This window comes from Ruegeria sp. HKCCD4884, from assembly GCF_013110855.1.
GTDB lineage: Bacteria > Pseudomonadota > Alphaproteobacteria > Rhodobacterales > Rhodobacteraceae > Ruegeria.
Genome location: NZ_WVRJ01000010.1, coordinates 69,399 through 85,301 on the forward strand (window position 1 = coordinate 69,399; position 15,903 = coordinate 85,301).

General features: G+C 57.3%; 16 protein-coding genes. 10 read left to right on the forward strand and 6 right to left on the reverse strand.

All coding sequences use genetic code 11. The features are described 5' to 3' along the window. The first annotated feature begins 82 nt into the window (after positions 1-82). Positions 83-742, forward strand: coding sequence for a YggS family pyridoxal phosphate-dependent enzyme (locus GS636_RS15305; RefSeq protein ID WP_171670398.1), 660 nt, complete (start codon positions 83-85; stop codon positions 740-742). Here the strand turns inward: GS636_RS15305 and GS636_RS15310 are convergent. Both GS636_RS15310 and ribA read right to left on the reverse strand, forming a co-directional pair. Then, positions 726-1,226: a L,D-transpeptidase gene (locus tag GS636_RS15310; protein WP_171670401.1), complete on the reverse strand. Its 501-nt coding sequence runs from the start codon at positions 1,224-1,226 to the stop codon at positions 726-728. The two genes, GS636_RS15305 and GS636_RS15310, sit on opposite strands and share 17 nt — an antisense overlap. Next, a complete protein-coding gene (gene ribA, locus GS636_RS15315) occupies positions 1,223-2,314 on the reverse strand; it encodes a GTP cyclohydrolase II (protein ID WP_171188635.1) in 1,092 nt (363 codons plus the stop codon). The genes GS636_RS15310 and ribA overlap by 4 nt, the downstream gene beginning before the upstream one ends. 162 nt (positions 2,315-2,476) lie before the next feature. Here ribA and GS636_RS15320 point away from each other — a divergent pair, with 162 nt between their 5' ends. After that, positions 2,477-3,163: a response regulator transcription factor gene (locus tag GS636_RS15320; RefSeq protein WP_171096035.1), complete on the forward strand. Its 687-nt coding sequence runs from the start codon at positions 2,477-2,479 to the stop codon at positions 3,161-3,163. Positions 3,164-3,479: 316 nt separating this feature from the next. On the opposite strand, the gene GS636_RS15325 is transcribed toward GS636_RS15320, so the two are convergent. Together GS636_RS15325 and GS636_RS15330 are read right to left on the reverse strand one after the other, a co-directional pair. Continuing rightward, positions 3,480-3,974 carry a hypothetical protein gene (locus tag GS636_RS15325; protein WP_171105859.1) on the reverse strand — a complete coding sequence of 165 codons (495 nt, stop codon included), beginning with the start codon at positions 3,972-3,974 and terminating at the stop codon, positions 3,480-3,482. After that, positions 3,967-4,827 carry a phage minor head protein gene (locus GS636_RS15330; RefSeq protein ID WP_216602926.1) on the reverse strand — a complete coding sequence of 287 codons (861 nt, stop codon included), beginning with the start codon at positions 4,825-4,827 and terminating at the stop codon, positions 3,967-3,969. Before GS636_RS15330 ends, GS636_RS15325 begins: the two co-directional genes overlap by 8 nt. Before the next feature lie 328 nt (positions 4,828-5,155). On the opposite strand from GS636_RS15330, the gene GS636_RS15335 reads away from it, so the two are divergent. The 4 genes from GS636_RS15335 to GS636_RS15350 all read left to right on the forward strand — a co-directional run bounded on the left by GS636_RS15335 (position 5,156) and on the right by GS636_RS15350 (position 7,785). Further along, on the forward strand, positions 5,156-5,944 hold the full coding sequence (locus GS636_RS15335; protein WP_171670406.1) for an exodeoxyribonuclease III: 789 nt from the start codon (positions 5,156-5,158) through the stop codon (positions 5,942-5,944). A gap of 75 nt (positions 5,945-6,019) precedes the next feature. After that, on the forward strand, positions 6,020-6,934 hold the full coding sequence (gene trxA, locus GS636_RS15340) for a thioredoxin (protein WP_171670408.1): 915 nt from the start codon (positions 6,020-6,022) through the stop codon (positions 6,932-6,934). Positions 6,935-6,961: 27 nt separating this feature from the next. Continuing rightward, positions 6,962-7,603: an LON peptidase substrate-binding domain-containing protein gene (locus GS636_RS15345; RefSeq protein WP_171095851.1), complete on the forward strand. Its 642-nt coding sequence runs from the start codon at positions 6,962-6,964 to the stop codon at positions 7,601-7,603. Then, the gene (locus GS636_RS15350; protein ID WP_171670411.1) at positions 7,600-7,785 is read left to right on the forward strand and encodes a Trm112 family protein; all 186 of its coding nucleotides are present in this window, start codon (positions 7,600-7,602) and stop codon (positions 7,783-7,785) included. The genes GS636_RS15345 and GS636_RS15350 overlap by 4 nt, the downstream gene beginning before the upstream one ends. Here the strand turns inward: GS636_RS15350 and GS636_RS15355 are convergent. After that, positions 7,782-9,044, reverse strand: a complete 1,263-nt coding sequence (locus GS636_RS15355; protein WP_253762825.1) for an FAD-dependent monooxygenase — start codon at positions 9,042-9,044, stop codon at positions 7,782-7,784. The genes GS636_RS15350 and GS636_RS15355 overlap by 4 nt on opposite strands. A 52-nt stretch (positions 9,045-9,096) precedes the next feature. Here GS636_RS15355 and GS636_RS15360 point away from each other — a divergent pair, with 52 nt between their 5' ends. From GS636_RS15360 to GS636_RS15375, 4 genes are all read left to right on the forward strand, one after another. Continuing rightward, on the forward strand, positions 9,097-10,425 hold the full coding sequence (locus tag GS636_RS15360) for an amidase (protein ID WP_171670413.1): 1,329 nt from the start codon (positions 9,097-9,099) through the stop codon (positions 10,423-10,425). Between the two features lie 108 nt (positions 10,426-10,533). Further along, positions 10,534-11,715 carry an aminotransferase class I/II-fold pyridoxal phosphate-dependent enzyme gene (locus tag GS636_RS15365; protein WP_171670415.1) on the forward strand — a complete coding sequence of 394 codons (1,182 nt, stop codon included), beginning with the start codon at positions 10,534-10,536 and terminating at the stop codon, positions 11,713-11,715. 14 nt (positions 11,716-11,729) lie between these two features. Continuing rightward, complete coding sequence (locus tag GS636_RS15370; protein ID WP_171670417.1) at positions 11,730-14,642, forward strand: DNA translocase FtsK; 2,913 nt, start codon at positions 11,730-11,732, stop codon at positions 14,640-14,642. A 39-nt stretch (positions 14,643-14,681) separates the two neighbouring features. Then, positions 14,682-15,278 (forward strand): outer membrane lipoprotein carrier protein LolA, encoded by a 597-nt coding sequence (locus GS636_RS15375; protein WP_171095863.1) that lies wholly within the window; start codon positions 14,682-14,684, stop codon positions 15,276-15,278. A gap of 15 nt (positions 15,279-15,293) precedes the next feature. On the opposite strand, the gene GS636_RS15380 is transcribed toward GS636_RS15375, so the two are convergent. Then, complete coding sequence (locus tag GS636_RS15380; protein WP_171095865.1) at positions 15,294-15,875, reverse strand: lytic transglycosylase; 582 nt, start codon at positions 15,873-15,875, stop codon at positions 15,294-15,296. Positions 15,876-15,903: the final 28 nt, after the last annotated feature.

Here is a 15,903-nt window from a genome sequence, read left to right on the forward strand (position 1 = left end):
TTTGAGGGCGGGTCTTCGGACTCGCCCTTTTCTTTTGTGCCGACTTGGTGTTTTTCTGCGCCAAATACAGATTGAGGATCCCATGTCGCTGCAAGATATCACCGCTCGTATCGCCAAAGCAGAATCCAAATCCGAGCGTCCGGTTGGTTCAGTGAAACTGATCGCAGTGTCCAAAGTGCAGCCGAATGAACGCGTGCAGGCAGTTCTGGCACAGGGGCACAGGTGTTTCGGAGAGAATCGGGTGCAAGAGGCCGCCAGCAAATGGCCGGCCTTCAAAGAGCAGTTCGAAGGAATTGATCTGCACCTTATCGGCCCGTTGCAAACCAACAAGGCCCGGCAGGCGATGGAGTTATGCGATGCGATTCATTCGGTGGATCGTCCAAAACTGGCCAAAACGCTGGCCCGCTTGGCGCAAGAGATGGGAACCTGCCCTGATCTGTTCATTCAGGTCAATACAGGTGAAGAGGAACAAAAGGCCGGTATTCTTCCCGCCGACGCGGATAAGTTCATTGCTGATTGCAAAGCGCTTGATCTTCCTGTGCGTGGATTGATGTGTATTCCCACTGTCGACGAAGAACCCTCATTACATTTCGCGCTTCTGGCCAAGATTGCTTCACGCAACGGTCTGGAGGGGCTGTCGATGGGGATGAGTGGCGATTTCGAGCAAGCCATTGCCTTGGGTGCAACCCATGTGCGTGTTGGTTCGGCCATTTTTGGCGAACGGGTCAAACCTCAGGAATAATCAGGCGGGTTCCGGGGGCAACGCGATCAGCGATCCAATGCAGGTGGTCTCGGCGAAAGGCGACACAACCTTCGGTCGGATATCCGGGTCGGCGCCACTGATGCAAAAAGATGGCTGACCCTTTCCCGGGGACGGCGTTAGGCCAGTTCCAGTCCGTCAAAAGAACCAGATCGTACAGCGGGTCGGCTCGTTGCAGTTTTTCGTGGCTAAAGGCATAAGGCGCGGTCACCATGTGGTTGTAGTTGGTGTCGGATACGTCATCCGACCATAAATCCTGAGGGCCAATCGGGTGCGCCCAGTACGTTGGGCGTGCAATCCTGTCCGCGCGGTAGAGCATCCCGACAATCCGGTGATGCCCGTTGGGGGTGGCACCATCGCCTTCACGCTTGAACTTGCTCACTCCGCCCTTGCCAATGGTGCAAGGGAAAACCCTGCCCAGAAACCGAACGCCACGCGGGGTCAGCACAAGATCGCTGGGGGTCAAAGCAAATGCCCCGATTTCGCGGCTTTTGTCGCCAGATACCCCCGGTTATGAGCCGTTTCACCCACTTTCAAAGGCACGCGCTCGGTTACAGCGATCCCTGTCCGCTCCATCATTGCGATCTTGGCAGGGTTGTTGGTCAACAACCTGACCGAGTTGAAGCCCAGTGACTTCAGAATGTCCGAACCAAGCCGGAAATCGCGCTCGTCATCCTCAAAGCCCAGCCTGTGGTTGGCTTCGACCGTGTCAAAGCCTTGATCCTGAAGGAAATAGGCCCGCATTTTGTTGGCCAATCCGATGCCGCGACCCTCCTGATTGAGATAAAGCAGAACGCCAGCACCTTCAGATCCCATCTGCGCCAATGCTCCGCGTAACTGCGGACCACAGTCACATTTCAGACTGCCCATCAGGTCACCGGTAAAACAGGCCGAGTGCAAACGGGCCAATACCGGTTTGTCCCGGTCCGGGCGGCCGATTTCGACGGCATAGTGTTCTTCGCCACCGTCTTCGGGGCGGAAGATGTGCAGGCGACCGGCCTCTGACACTTCCATTGGCAGGCGCGCGGCAACCACTTCGTGCAATGCGCTGCGATCTGCCAGATGTGGTGCCGCTCGCGTGTGATCGATGCATGTCAGGCCGTGCGTGGCAGCAAAGGAACGCCCGTCTTCGATGGAAACAACCACAGCTGCCGGCAGGATTCGCGCGGATTTTGCCAGCGCGATTGCGATACGGTGCAGATTGGCATTGCCCTGCCGCTCGGTCATCAACGGGCCTTTCATCGGCGCGTTCAAGTCGTCCGAAGGATCTGCCACCGCCTGAACCCAGGTAATATCCGCATCTGCGGGAACCAAAACCCGCGCGAGATCTCCGTCGTAGGCGCGTGCCTTTAGCGTTTCGGCCCGCCGTCCGGTTATGGCCACAACCGGCGTTCCCAACGCCTTCAGATCGGCCAAACGCTGCGGGCTGAGCGTTTCCGCAGAAACAGCAAGTACGCTGTAGCCACTGTCATCGGTAAGGGCCACGGGAACACCCATACGCAGATCAGCCCGTGCGCGGGCCAGCAATTCAGAAATATCGGGGGTGAGGCTCATCTAGGTTACCCTACAACGTTCAGCCCTTTTCCTATCTCTTACGAAAGGAAATGTGAAACATTTCTGCAAACTCTGACACGAAGGCGTGAGACGATTGCAGTAAAGCTTGTTGAATTCATATTCCACACGCAAGTGATGGAAAAGCGTTTGGAGGACCGGGAAATGGCTCAGCTCAAGAAAATCCTGTTGGTGGACGATGACGAGGATCTGCGCGAGGCGCTCAGCGAGCAACTTGTAATGACCGAGGATTTCGATGTGTTCGAAGCCTCTGACGGGACCTCGGCGATGGAACGTGCGCGTGAGGCGATTTATGACCTGGTCATTCTGGATGTCGGCCTGCCTGATACCGACGGGCGCGAGCTGTGCCGCCTGATGCGCAAACAAGGCGTTAAAAGCCCCATCCTGATGCTGACCGGTCATGACAGCGATGCCGATACCATCCTTGGGCTGGATGCAGGCGCGAACGACTATGTCTCCAAACCTTTCAAATTCCCGGTTCTTCTGGCCCGCATCCGTGCCCAGCTGCGCCAGCATGAGCAGTCAGAAGATGCCGTCTTTGTGCTTGGCCCCTATACGTTCAAGCCAGCGATGAAGATGCTGATCACCGAAGATGACCGCAAAATTCGCCTGACCGAGAAGGAAACGAACATTCTCAAGTTCCTGTACCGCTCGACCGACGGCGTCGTCGCGCGGGACGTGCTGCTGCATGAGGTCTGGGGTTATAACGCCGGTGTGACAACCCACACGCTGGAAACCCACATCTACCGTCTTCGTCAGAAAATCGAGCCCGATCCGTCCAATGCGCGCCTTTTGGTCACAGAATCGGGTGGATATCGGCTGGTGTCTTAACTGGGTGTGGATTGACTTGGATCAAAGTGATACCCTGTACTCATAATTAGGTTACTCCCAACCCGCGCATGTCCGGGTTATGACATGCACCTCCCTGTTGGACTGCCGGGCCGAATGGCCCGGCTTTTTTTTGGGGTGGTTGGCAAGATGGCTGCTTAGAGCCCAAAATGCACTATGCTGCGCGACGCGCGAAGGTCGGCCGTGTTGCATCCCTTCGCCAGATCGCGGCGGAATTGAACGCGCGGGGCGGCAAATGGCACGCGACCACCGTGCGGAATATAAAAATGGCGAAAAACAGTGCTGAGGCGGTTGCGGCCTAGAGATTACCCGTTCCGATTGTTACCCATCGCGTTCGACACGTTTGATTGGCATATTCCGGTCGTCTTTGCAGTTCCATCATCACGACATGAGAACCTACGACATTGATACCTTTGTTGCCCATCGGTGCGCCAGCTTCGGAAACGAGCGTTTCATAAAGCGAAAGGTTTTCTTTCTTTAGGACCAAACCAGTGTCTTCACGCCATGCGAACCAGAAATCATCTTCGGGATCGGTTTCTAGCGCAAGCCCGTGAACTGTTGTTTCTGTGGTAAAGAACGGCCATGCGTCTCCAGGTAGTAGCGACCGTCCGTTTCTGAACTTTGGGACAATATCGGGTATGAAATATGGCCTGTTCAGGTCGATCAGGGCTTGCTTGCCGATATTCATACCGTTCGGAAGCTGAACGCAGCGTGTTGGAACACCCCAAGAGAAGGCGATTGCAAAAATTGCAACACATGTTCCGGTAACGAAAAGGACGCGGAATTTATCCATAGGCACTTCGCGCAGGGTCTAGGTAGATTTGTCCTCTCAAGGTTCCCGACCAATCGTCAGTTATTGAATACGGTCCACCAGTTTGAATCCCGAGCCGTTGAGGACCACGCGGTGGAAGGCCGGTGCGCCCCCGAAGGTAGTTATCTAGCGGCCTGTGTATGTTCTCAAAAATCGTCTCTCCTGGATCAATGACTTCAACACCTATATCAGCCGGATCAGCAAATTCGTCCCTCAAATAGAACTCAATTGAGCCTCCAACGGCCAGCACACCATGCTGTTCTTCGACGTTCACTGAAAATTCCCCGCCGATCACTGTATCACCAATACTGAAAACGACACCTGTCATGCCATAGGTGTTGTAAAACGTATCAGAGAAACTGCCATCGCGCTTCTCGCGAGCTGCCCTCGCAACTTGGTCTTTCAGGTTTTTATCCACCAAAGCCATGTATTGACTGACGATTGCGGAAAGGTGGCCGGTCTCGCGTACAATGACGCCTCGACCATTGCCACGGTAATAGTGGTTCACAAAATCACTACTGCTCCAAGCGGCACCACTACCTGAGACACCCTGCAAGGCAATTTCCATAAACTCGGAAACCTCGGTGAAATATGGTTCCGCCGTGCAACGGCAACCGTAGGCTTCCCCAGGGTGTCCGCCTTCTGGTGGATTGTCCCATGAAAAAATCTGGCCTTCGCGTTCGGCATGTGCTGACCGAACCTTACCATCGCGACGCGTTCGCCAGATGTAGTGGGTGGCAGGTTTGGCGTTCTTCGTCTCAAAACGGATTGGCGTGCCCTTGCGCAGATATTGCACAAAGGCTTCTCGATATTCTTGGGGTTCAATCAGGGTCACATCGCACACTAGGCCTTTTGTTCGGCACACAATTGTGCCGTTCAGCATTTTAGAAATGGTTAACCATGAGTGCGCTTATCAGCCTGAATAAATGCGCTAGTCGCCACCATAGCTCTAAAGCTCCTTCGATAGTCAATGGCTGGAAAGAACCTGCTTTTGTGGGCTAGTGTTGTTTACTTCGATGAAGCAGACCTTTGAGGTGAACAATTGAAAGGCAGAAAAGTCCCGCATAGCGGTCATTCGTTGACCTGGCTTTTGGGGCCTTTTCCCATGGCACCCCGTCCCACACCACGCTAACCTCCGCCCAACCGCGACAGAGGATTCCCCCATGCCCTTCACCCTTGCCACCTGGAACATCAACTCGGTCCGCCTGCGCGAGCCCATCGTGCTGAAGCTACTTCAGGACGAAGCGCCGGATGTTTTGTGCCTGCAGGAATGTAAATCGCCTGTCGAAAAGATCCCGACGGAAGGGTTTGCCGAGCTGGGCTTTACCCACATGGTTGCACGCGGTCAGAAGGGCTATAACGGCGTCGCGATCCTGTCGCGCCTACCGATGGAGGAGGTGGGCGACAAGGATTTCGCCGGTTTGGGCCACGCGCGCCACATCGCCGGACGGTTGGAAAACGGTGTTACCATCCACAACTTCTATGTCCCGGCAGGTGGTGACGTGCCGGATCGGGATGTGAATGAGAAGTTCGGCCAGAAACTCGATTACCTCACCGACATGCGCGACTGGTTCCATGCGGAGAAGCCTCAGAAATCCATTCTGGTCGGCGATCTGAACATCGCCCCGCGTGAAGATGATGTCTGGTCGCATAAACAACTGCTCAAGGTTGTCTCGCACACACCTATCGAAGTTGAACATCTGGCTGAAACACAGGACGCAGGTGGTTGGGTCGACATTACGCGGCAGGATATTCCCGAGGGGCAGCTTTATAGCTGGTGGTCGTATCGCGCACGCGACTGGGATGCAGCGGATAAAGGGCGACGGCTGGATCATGTCTGGGCCACGCCGGATATTTCCAACGCAGGCCATTCCAGCCGTGTCCTGCGGGACGCGCGCGGGTGGGAAAAGCCCAGCGATCATGCTCCGGTCTTTGCGACCTTTGACGTCTGAGATGTAACTCTGCCCTTGGTTTCTGCTGCAAGCGATTGCATATAGGGCGCAAGTTCGAACGAGAGAGTGATTGCCATGGACCTTCTGAACGGCGCAGACGCCCCAGCCACCGATCTGATCAAAGACGGGAGCGAGGCCACTTTCATGGCCGACGTGGTCGAAGCTTCGCAGGAAACACCCGTTATCGTTGATTTCTGGGCACCTTGGTGTGGTCCGTGCAAAACTTTGGGTCCAATGCTGGAAGAGGCCGTAACTGTCGCAAAAGGCGCGGTGAAGATGGTCAAGATCAACGTGGATGAGGCGCAGATGATCGCCTCGCAAATGCGTATCCAGTCGATCCCAACCGTTTACGCTTTCTTCAAAGGCCAACCTGTCGATGGGTTTCAGGGCGCGCTGCCAGGGTCCGAGATCAAGGCGTTTGTCGACCGTGTAATCGAAGCGGCTGGCGGTGAAAGCCCAGGCGGTCAGCTGGATGATGCCGTGCAAGCCGCCGAGGAAATGCTGACCGAAGGCGCGGCTGCAGACGCGGCGCAGACCTTTTCAGCCATTCTGGGTGAAGACCCCAACCACGCGGCGGCCTATGGCGGCTTGGTGCGTGCGCATATCGCCACCGGCGATCTGGAACAGGCCGAGGCGATCCTGAATGGCGCCCCGGCCGAGATTTCGACATCTGCCGAGCTGGAGGCTGCTCATGCACAGCTAGAGCTGGCCAAGCAGGCCGCGGATGCAGGCCCTGTTGCTGAACTGACGGCTGCTGTTGAGGCTGATCCTGAAAACCACCAAGCCCGGTTTGATCTGGCCCAGGCCCTGCACGCAAACGGTGAAGTGGAGGAGGCAGTGTCGCAACTGCTGGAGCTGTTCCGCCGGGACCGTGAGTGGAATGACGGCGCAGCTAAGGCGCAGCTATTTACCATTTTTGATGCGCTCAAACCCAATGATCCGATCGTTCTGAACGGGCGTCGCAAACTCAGCTCGATGATATTTGCCTAATCTCTGATCAGAGCTAGAATTGGGTACATGATGCATCCCGCCGACCTGCCGGATACGGTATCCGTTTTTCCTTTGCCCGGGGCACTGCTGTTGCCTCGGTCGCCGTTGCCTCTGCATATCTTCGAGCCGCGCTATCTACAGATGCTGGACGATGCGCTGAAAACCAAGGAAAGACTGATCGCGATGGTTCAGCCGAACCCTTCGGTCAGTGACGAGAAAAAGCTGCACCGCATTGGATGTGCAGGGCGTGTGACGCAGTTTTCCGAAACAGAAGACGGTCGCTATCTGATCACTTTGACCGGAGTGTCCCGCTTCCGCATTGTGTCAGAGTTGGACGCGTTCACACCCTATCGCCGGTGTGCTGTCTCGTGGGATGGATTCGATCGCGATCTTGGTAAGGCCGAGAAAGACGACGGGTTCAATCGCACAAAATTCCTGACCCTTTTGGAACGCTTCTTTTTGTCCAGGCAATTGTCGACCGATTGGGAGTCTATGAAAGACGCAGAGGATGAGTTGCTTGTGAACTCATTGTCCATGCTTTTGGATTTCGATCCCGAAGAAAAACAAGCTCTTTTGGAGGCCCCCTGCCTGCGCACCCGGCGTGAGACCTTGGTGACGCTGATTGAATTCGCCATGCGCGGCGGATCGAATGAGGAAAAACTACAATGACCGACTCTGACCATACTTTTGATCGGCATATGCTCGAAGCGTTGATCTGCCCGCAGACCCACACCACGCTGCACTATGACGCGGAAAAACAAGAGCTTGTGTCAAAAGCTGCCGGGCTGGCTTTTCCCATTCGCAACGGGATCCCGGTCATGCTGATCGATGAGGCGCGGCAGCTCGACTAAATTGCCCGCCCTTGCAGCAATTTGGGCAGATCTCCGGTCAACCCGGCGGCCTCGCGCACAAAGCCACGGCGCAATCCGGGCAATGACCCGACAATGCCCATTCCAATATCTCGACCGAGACGCAGCAAGGGATTGTCGTTGGAAAACAGCTTGTTGAAGACATCCGTCGCTATCGCAAGCGAGGCGGTGTCAAAGCGACGCCATTCCTGATAACGCTCTAGCACCATGACCGAGCCGATATCCTCACCGCGCCGCCCAGCCAGTGTCACAACCTCAGCCAAAGCCCCGACATCGCGCAGGCCGGCATTTAGGCCTTGACCGGCAATGGGGTGCATCCCGTGGGCGGCGTCCCCAACCAGTGCCATGCGGTCGCCGATGAAGGAATTGGCTATGGTCAGGTTCAGCGGGTATGTGAAACGGTCGCCTGCCAAGCGTATCTCACCTAGGAAATCGCCGAAACGCAGGCGTAGCACTTGCAGATAATCTTCTTCAGACATGGCGTTGATCCGTGCCGCAGTCTCGGTACGCTCGCTCCAGACGATAGAGCTGCGGTTTCCGGTCAGCGGCAGAATCGCAAGCGGGCCGGGTGGCATGAAGAACTGATGGGCAATGCCATTGTGCGGCAGGTCATGTTCGATGGCACAGACCAGCGCGGTCTGACCATAATCCCAACCGGTGCGTTTGATGCCCGCCCGTGCCGCGGTGCCACTGCGGCGGCCGTCGCACCCAACCAGCAGGCTACCGCCCACGGTTGTGCCGTCGTCCAACGTTAAGGTCACCCCAGTGGCGTCGCTCTGTTGGGATACAACTGTCTTGCCGCTTATCTGGGTGATGCGCGGCTCCTCGGCCATCGCGTCCAGAAAAGCGCGGCGCAGATGGCGGTCTTCGACCATATACCCCATCGGGCCTTCTTCGATCTCGGCATGGTCGAAATGCATAAAAAAGGGTGAGGGGCCTGCGCCCGCGTGACCGTCTGTGACCTTGATTTCCAGCATTGGTTGGGCGTGCTCAGCCACGTGCGCCCACACTCCTGTCGCATCCAGCAAGCGTTGTGAGGCCAAAGCCAACGCATAGGCACGGCCGTCAAAGGCGGCGTTCTTCCGGACCTTTTCGGCCAACGCATCGATCACCGTGACTGAGTGACCTGTTTGTGCCAGTGCCAGAGCCAAAGCGGGGCCGTTCAGCCCGCCGCCCACGATCAGAATATCAGATGCCTGTGTCATGCCCTGCAATATGCGCGCCCTTTCGGGATTGTCCATGTGCAGTCCTGTCGCTACCGTCGCCCAAAGCTGAAAATTCCGGAGGGGCAAGATGCTGGATTGGTTGACCATGACCGCGTGTGATTTGGGCCGTGGCATTGGGATGGGTCAGATTGACCCGGTTGAACTGACGGAAACCTACCTGTCTGCCATCGACTCTCATCCGCATCGGGACCGCATCTATGCCCGTGTCACCCATGAGCGCGCCCGATCCGAGGCTGAAGCAGCCCAGCAGCGCGCCAAACTGGGCCTGCGCCGGTCCTTGCTGGACGGCGTCCCCATCAGTTGGAAAGATCTGTTCGATACGGCGGGTACAGTGACCGAGGCGGGTTCGGCGCTGCTAAAGGATCGTGTGCCGGATGCGGATGCATTGGTGTTGCGCAATGCGACTCAGATGGGCACCGTCTGTCTGGGCAAAACGCATATGAGCGAGCTGGCCTTCTCTGGCCTTGGCCTCAACCCGATTACTGAAACACCGCCCTGCATTAACGATGAATCTGCAGTGCCCGGAGGGTCGTCTTCAGGGGCGGCCGCCTCGGTCGCTTGGGGTTTGGCCGCTTGTGGCATTGGCTCGGACACCGGCGGGTCGGTTCGGATCCCATCGGCTTGGAATGATCTGGTCGGTCTGAAAACCACCTCCGGGCGGCTCGGTCTGGAAGGTGTCGTACCGCTCTGCTTGCGGTTTGACACGGTCGGGCCGCTGGCGCGGTCGGTTGAAGACGCCGCGCAAATGTTGGCTTTGCTCGAAGGTGGAACGCCAGCCGATCTGCGCGGTGCGTCGCTGAAAGGCCGGCGTTTTGCCGATTTGCAGAACATCGCCAAGGACGATCTGCGTGACGCACCGGGTAAGGCATACGAAGAAGCCCTTGCGAAACTTGCGGATGCGGGGGCTGAAATCGTGCCTTTGGAGGTGCCCGCACTGAACGAGGCCATGACCCTGACCAGCATCGTCTACACAACCGAGGCCTATGGGCTGTGGCGCGACGTGATCGAGGCAAACCCCGAAGCGATGTACCCAGAGATCCTTGAACGGTTCCGTATTGGTATGGGGTTCTCTGGCCCCGACTATGTGGCTGCCTGGTCCAAGCTCAAGGCTTGCCGCACCGCATGGGACGCAGCAACCGCCGGATTCGACGCAGTTCTGGCCCCTACGGCCCCGATTCTGCCGCCTAATCTGGAGCGCTTGATGAGCGACCACGACTACTACGTGACCGAGAATCTACTGGCCCTACGCAACACGCGGATTGGCAATCTGATGGGTCTTGCAGCGCTGAGCCTACCCACCGGAACCCCCAGTTGCGGGTTGATGATGTTGGGTTATCCCGGCTCGGAAGAGGCCCTTTTGCGGTTGGGCTCAGCAGCAGAAGTGGTACTGGCCTGAATGCCACAATCCCCTGATTCGGAACCTCTTTGTCTGGACGAAGAGGGGCCCGGGCTGTAATCTGCCAAAAAAACGGGGCGTAAATGACCCCGATATTGAGGCAGTATTATGGATTTCCCCGAGCGGTTTTCAAACCTACCGGCTTATGCATTCCCGCGTCTGCGCGCCCTGTTGGATCATCACCAGCCGGGCGGTGACGTCGTTCACATGACGATTGGTGCACCCACGCATGATTTTCCGGCCTGGGTGACGGATGTCATAATGGAAAACGCCTCTGGGTTTCAGGGCTATCCCCCGAACGAAGGTTCGGAAGACCTGCGTGGTGCAATCACGGATTGGATTCATCGCCGCTATGGCGTTCAGATGGACCCGGATGCAAATGTGATGGCGCTGAACGGCACCCGTGAGGGGTTGTACAACGCCGCTATGGCGCTGTGCCCTGAACAAAAGAACGGCCAGCAACCGATCATTCTGTGCCCGAATCCGTTTTATCAGGTCTATATGGTCGCTTCGCTTTCGGTAGGCGCGCAGCCCTTTTTTGTGCCTGCAACCGCCGCAACCGGTCATCTGCCAGATTATGCCGGTCTACCGGCTGAGGTGCTGAATCGCACCGCTGTGGCCTATATCTGCTCACCTGCCAACCCGCAGGGGGCCGTCGCCTCGCGCGATTACTGGGCTGAATTGATCCGTTTGGCCGAGCAATACGATTTCCGCATCTTCGCCGACGAATGTTATTCCGAGATTTACCGGGACACGGCCCCAACAGGTATTCTGACCGTCGCACAAGAACTGGGCGCTGATCCTGAACGGATCACGCTGTTCAACTCGCTCTCCAAACGCTCGAACCTCGCCGGGTTGCGGTCGGGGCTGATCGCGGGCGGGCCGGAGACGATCAAACAGGTCAAGCAATTGCGCACTTATGCCGGGTCGCCTTTGCCGTTGCCCTTGCAGGCCGCTGCGTCAAAGGTCTGGGCAGATGAAGAACACGTCCGTGAAAACCGCGCGCTCTATCAGGAAAAATACGCCATCGCGGATGAAGTCTTCGCGGGCGTGCAGGGATACATGTCACCTGAGGCCGGGTTCTTCTTGTGGCTGCCGGTCGACAACGGCGAAGACACTGCATTGAAGGTCTGGAAGGACACCGGGGTTCGGGTCCTGCCGGGCGCATATCTTTCACAAGGTGATCCGGGGAACAACCCGGGCAAAGGCTTTATCCGGGTTGCATTGGTAGCCCCAAAAACAGAGTTGCAGCGTGGTCTGATCACACTCCGCGACTGCATCTATTCGTGAGGTACGAGGGCAAAATGGCATCATATAACGCGCGCAATCGCGATCCATTGTTGGACAGCACCACGCAAGCCGCCTTGGAGCGACGCAGCAAGGAACTGATCGGCATCGCCCTTATCCTGCTGGGTTTGGCTGCGGCGGCGATGATCTGGTCCTACACCCCCGATGATCCAAACTGGATGGTTTCAACCGACGCGCCGGTGCAGAACTGGATGGGGCGGATAGGCGCATCGATCGCAGCGCCCCTTTTCATGATTGTGGGCTGGGGCAGCTGGGGTGTTGCGCTCGTGCTGATTGGTTGGGGTTTGCGTTTCGCGGGTCATTTCGGTGAAGACCGCGCTATTGCCCGGTTGATTTTTGCCCCGATCTGGATTGCCGTTGTCTCGGTTTACGCTGCGACCCTTGTTCCCGGTGCCGAATGGCGCGCGACGCATAGCTATGGTCTGGGCGGTCTGTTCGGCGACACGGTTATGGGCGCGTTGCTGACGCTTTTGCCGATCTCCTCGCATTTTCTGGTCAAGCTGATGTCTCTTGCCATGGCGGTCGGAATGATCGCGCTGGGCATCTTTGTTCTCGGCTTTACTAAAGCCGACGTGAAACGCGGCTTCCGTGCGTTCCTTTTGGGTTTGGTGATGGCCTACGACCTGCTGATGAATCTGCTGGGCCGTGGTGCCTCGGCGACTGCGCGGGCTGCGCGGGATCGACAGGCGCAATGGAAAGAACACCGCGCCGCGCGGGTGGAACCAGTTTTGAATGATGATATCGCCTTCGGTGATCCCGTCTTTGAAGAACTGGAAGAAGAGCCCGAACCTGCGCCCAAAACCGGCCTTTTGGCGCGTATGCCGTCGTTGATCCGCCGCCCGGAACCGCTGCCTGAGCCTGAATTGGTCGATCCAGAACCGATTGCGGGCTTTGACGAAATGCCCGGCGAAGATCGCATCCGCTCAAAAATTTCGGCTGCTGTGCGCAATCGCAAAGTAGCAACAGGTGAGATGACGCCCGAGCCGGACCCGAGCCTGCCTTTGACCAAAGGCCGCGGCCGTCGACCCGACCCGCTGATCCTGAACCCGCATCAGCCGGATGAATTGCCGGCCGAGCCACCGGTTACCGCCAGCGGGTTGCCGCCCGAACCCCCGATGACAGCGGGTGCTGCGCCCGAGTGGCATGATACGGACGCGGTCGAGTATGCGCCCGAGATCCAGCAAGACCAATACGCGCCTATGCCGGATCTGGACGATGAGCCGCTTGTCGAGGACATGGAGGACTCTGTGCCGCAGTCGCGCCCTGCGATGAAGATCCCAGTGGCAGAGCCGCGCAAACCCGTGGTCGCACAGCCCGTGCGCCGCACACCGCCGCCGTCGCGCCGCGCGCAGGCCGAGGCGCAACCGGCACTGTCTTTTGAGGACAAGCATTCGGATTTCGAGCTGCCTCCGCTGGGGCTGTTGTCGAACCCGGCCAGCATTCAGCGCCATCATCTGAGTGACGAGGCGTTGGAAGAAAACGCGCGGATGCTGGAAAACGTTCTGGATGACTACGGCGTCAAAGGCGAGATCGTCAGCGTGCGCCCCGGTCCCGTAGTCACCATGTACGAACTGGAACCAGCTCCGGGCCTGAAGGCCAGCCGCGTGATTGGTCTGGCCGATGACATTGCGCGTTCCATGTCAGCGCTGTCGGCACGGGTTTCGACCTTGCCAGGCCGTTCGGTCATCGGCATCGAACTGCCGAACGAAAACCGTGAGATGGTGGTGCTGCGTGAAATCCTCGCCAGCCGTGACTTTGGCGACGGCAACCACGCACTGCCGCTGGCGCTGGGCAAGGACATCGGTGGTGAATCCGTTGTGGCCAACCTAGCCAAGATGCCTCACCTGCTGATCGCAGGTACGACCGGCTCGGGTAAGTCGGTGGCGATCAACACCATGATCCTGTCGCTTCTGTACAAGCTGTCGCCGGATGAATGCCGCCTGATCATGATCGACCCGAAGATGCTGGAATTGTCGGTTTATGATGGCATCCCGCATCTCCTGTCCCCCGTTGTGACTGACCCAAAAAAGGCGGTCGTGGCCCTGAAGTGGGTCGTGGGTGAGATGGAAGACCGCTATCGCAAGATGTCCAAAATGGGTGTCCGCAATATCGCGGGCTACAATGGCCGTGTGAAGGACGCGTTGGACAAAGGCGAAATGTTCAGCCGCACAGTGCAGACCGGGTTTGATGATGAGACCGGCGAGCCCACCTTTGAGACCGAAGAATTCGCCCCCGAAGCGATGCCCTATATCGTCGTAATCGTCGATGAGATGGCTGACTTGATGATGGTCGCGGGCAAGGAAATCGAAGCCTGCATCCAGCGACTGGCGCAGATGGCGCGGGCTTCGGGCATTCACTTGATCATGGCGACGCAGCGCCCCTCGGTCGACGTGATTACCGGCACGATCAAGGCGAACTTCCCGACGCGGATTTCCTTCCAGGTGACATCGAAAGTCGATAGCCGCACGATCTTGGGCGAGATGGGTGCCGAACAACTGCTGGGGCAGGGCGATATGCTGTACATGGCGGGTGGCGCCAAGATCACCCGCTGCCACGGTCCCTTTGTGTCGGACGAGGAGGTCGAGGAAATCGTCAACCACCTGAAACAGTTCGGCCCGCCCGACTACATGAGCGGCGTGGTCGATGGCCCAGCCGAGGAAAAGGCTGAAAACATCGATGCCGTTCTGGGCCTGAACACCGGTGGCAACACGAACGGCGAGGATGCCCTGTACGATCAGGCGGTGGCGATTGTGATCAAGGATCGCAAATGCTCGACCTCTTACATCCAGCGGAAACTTGCCATTGGCTACAACAAGGCTGCCCGTCTGGTTGAACAGATGGAGGACGAAGGCGTTGTTTCTGCGGCAAATCACGTCGGTAAGCGGGAAATCCTCGTCCCCGAGCAGTAAGATATTTAATAACAAGGGCAGAAGGCCTATCTGTACGGCATGAAACAGATTGCTTTTGCCCTTGCTTTGACACTGGCCGCACCTGCCGCATGGGCGGCGGATAAGTTGCCGCTTTCGCAGATTTCCAATTACCTGAACGGATTGAAAACGGTTGAGACGACCTTCACGCAAGTGAACGACGATGGATCGCTGAGCACCGGTAAGCTGTGGATGCAGCGCCCGGGCAAGATGCGGTTTGAATATGATCCACCCAACAGTGCAGTGGTACTTGCGCGTTCCGGCAGTGTTCAGATTTTCGATCCGAAATCAAATCAACCGCCCGAGCAATACCCGCTGAAGCGGACGCCCCTGTCCATCGTACTGGCGCGGAACGTGAACTTGGGGCAGGCTAATATGGTTGTGGGGCACAGTTTTGACGGCACCGCCACTGTGGTCACGGCGCAAGACCCTAAGAACCCAGAAGCAGGGCGGATTGATCTGATGTTCACAGACGATCCGGTCGAGCTGCGTAAATGGGTGATTCACGACAATGCTGGGGGTCAGACAACTGTTCTTCTGGGTGCTCTGACCGAAGGCGGGCGCCTCGATCAGGACTTGTTCTCGAACAGAAAAAGGGTCGGGTCAGGCAATCGCTGACCCGATCAAGCTTTGTCAGTACCGGCAGTTGGCCAACTGCGCCTGGTATAATTGCGCGCGCGCATCCACGTCACTAGCCACGTTCAACAACCAGGACTTGCTGTTGTAACTTCCACGCGCGAAGCCGGTATGGCCTTCGTGATAAGCGAGATATTGATTGCGTGTATCTGCCGGGTGAATACCGTTACGTTCGTAACTTTTGTTCATGTACCAGCCGATAAAATCCGACGCGTCGCGAATCCGATCCCGCTTGGCGCGGCGTTTTCCGGTTTCACGTTGGTATTGCTCCCACGTACCGTCAAGCGCTTGGCCATAGCCATAAGCACTGCTTTGTCGGCCCATCGGGATGACGCCCAGAACGTATCTGTGCGGGGTGCGCGCATCGTGGCGATAGCGGCTTTCCTGATAGATCGTGGCCATCTGAACGTGCACGGGAACACCCCATTTACGTTCGGTGTTCTTGAAAGCCCTGATATAGTCGGGTTTTTCGCGCGCAATGCTGCACGCGTCATTCAATTTGCTGGGCGGCTGTTTCGAGCCGCCCCCACAGGATGCCAAAAGCAGCACCCCGAAGAGTACGATAAGAATTCTGCTCATGTGCCTCATGCCTTTTTTTGCACATTCT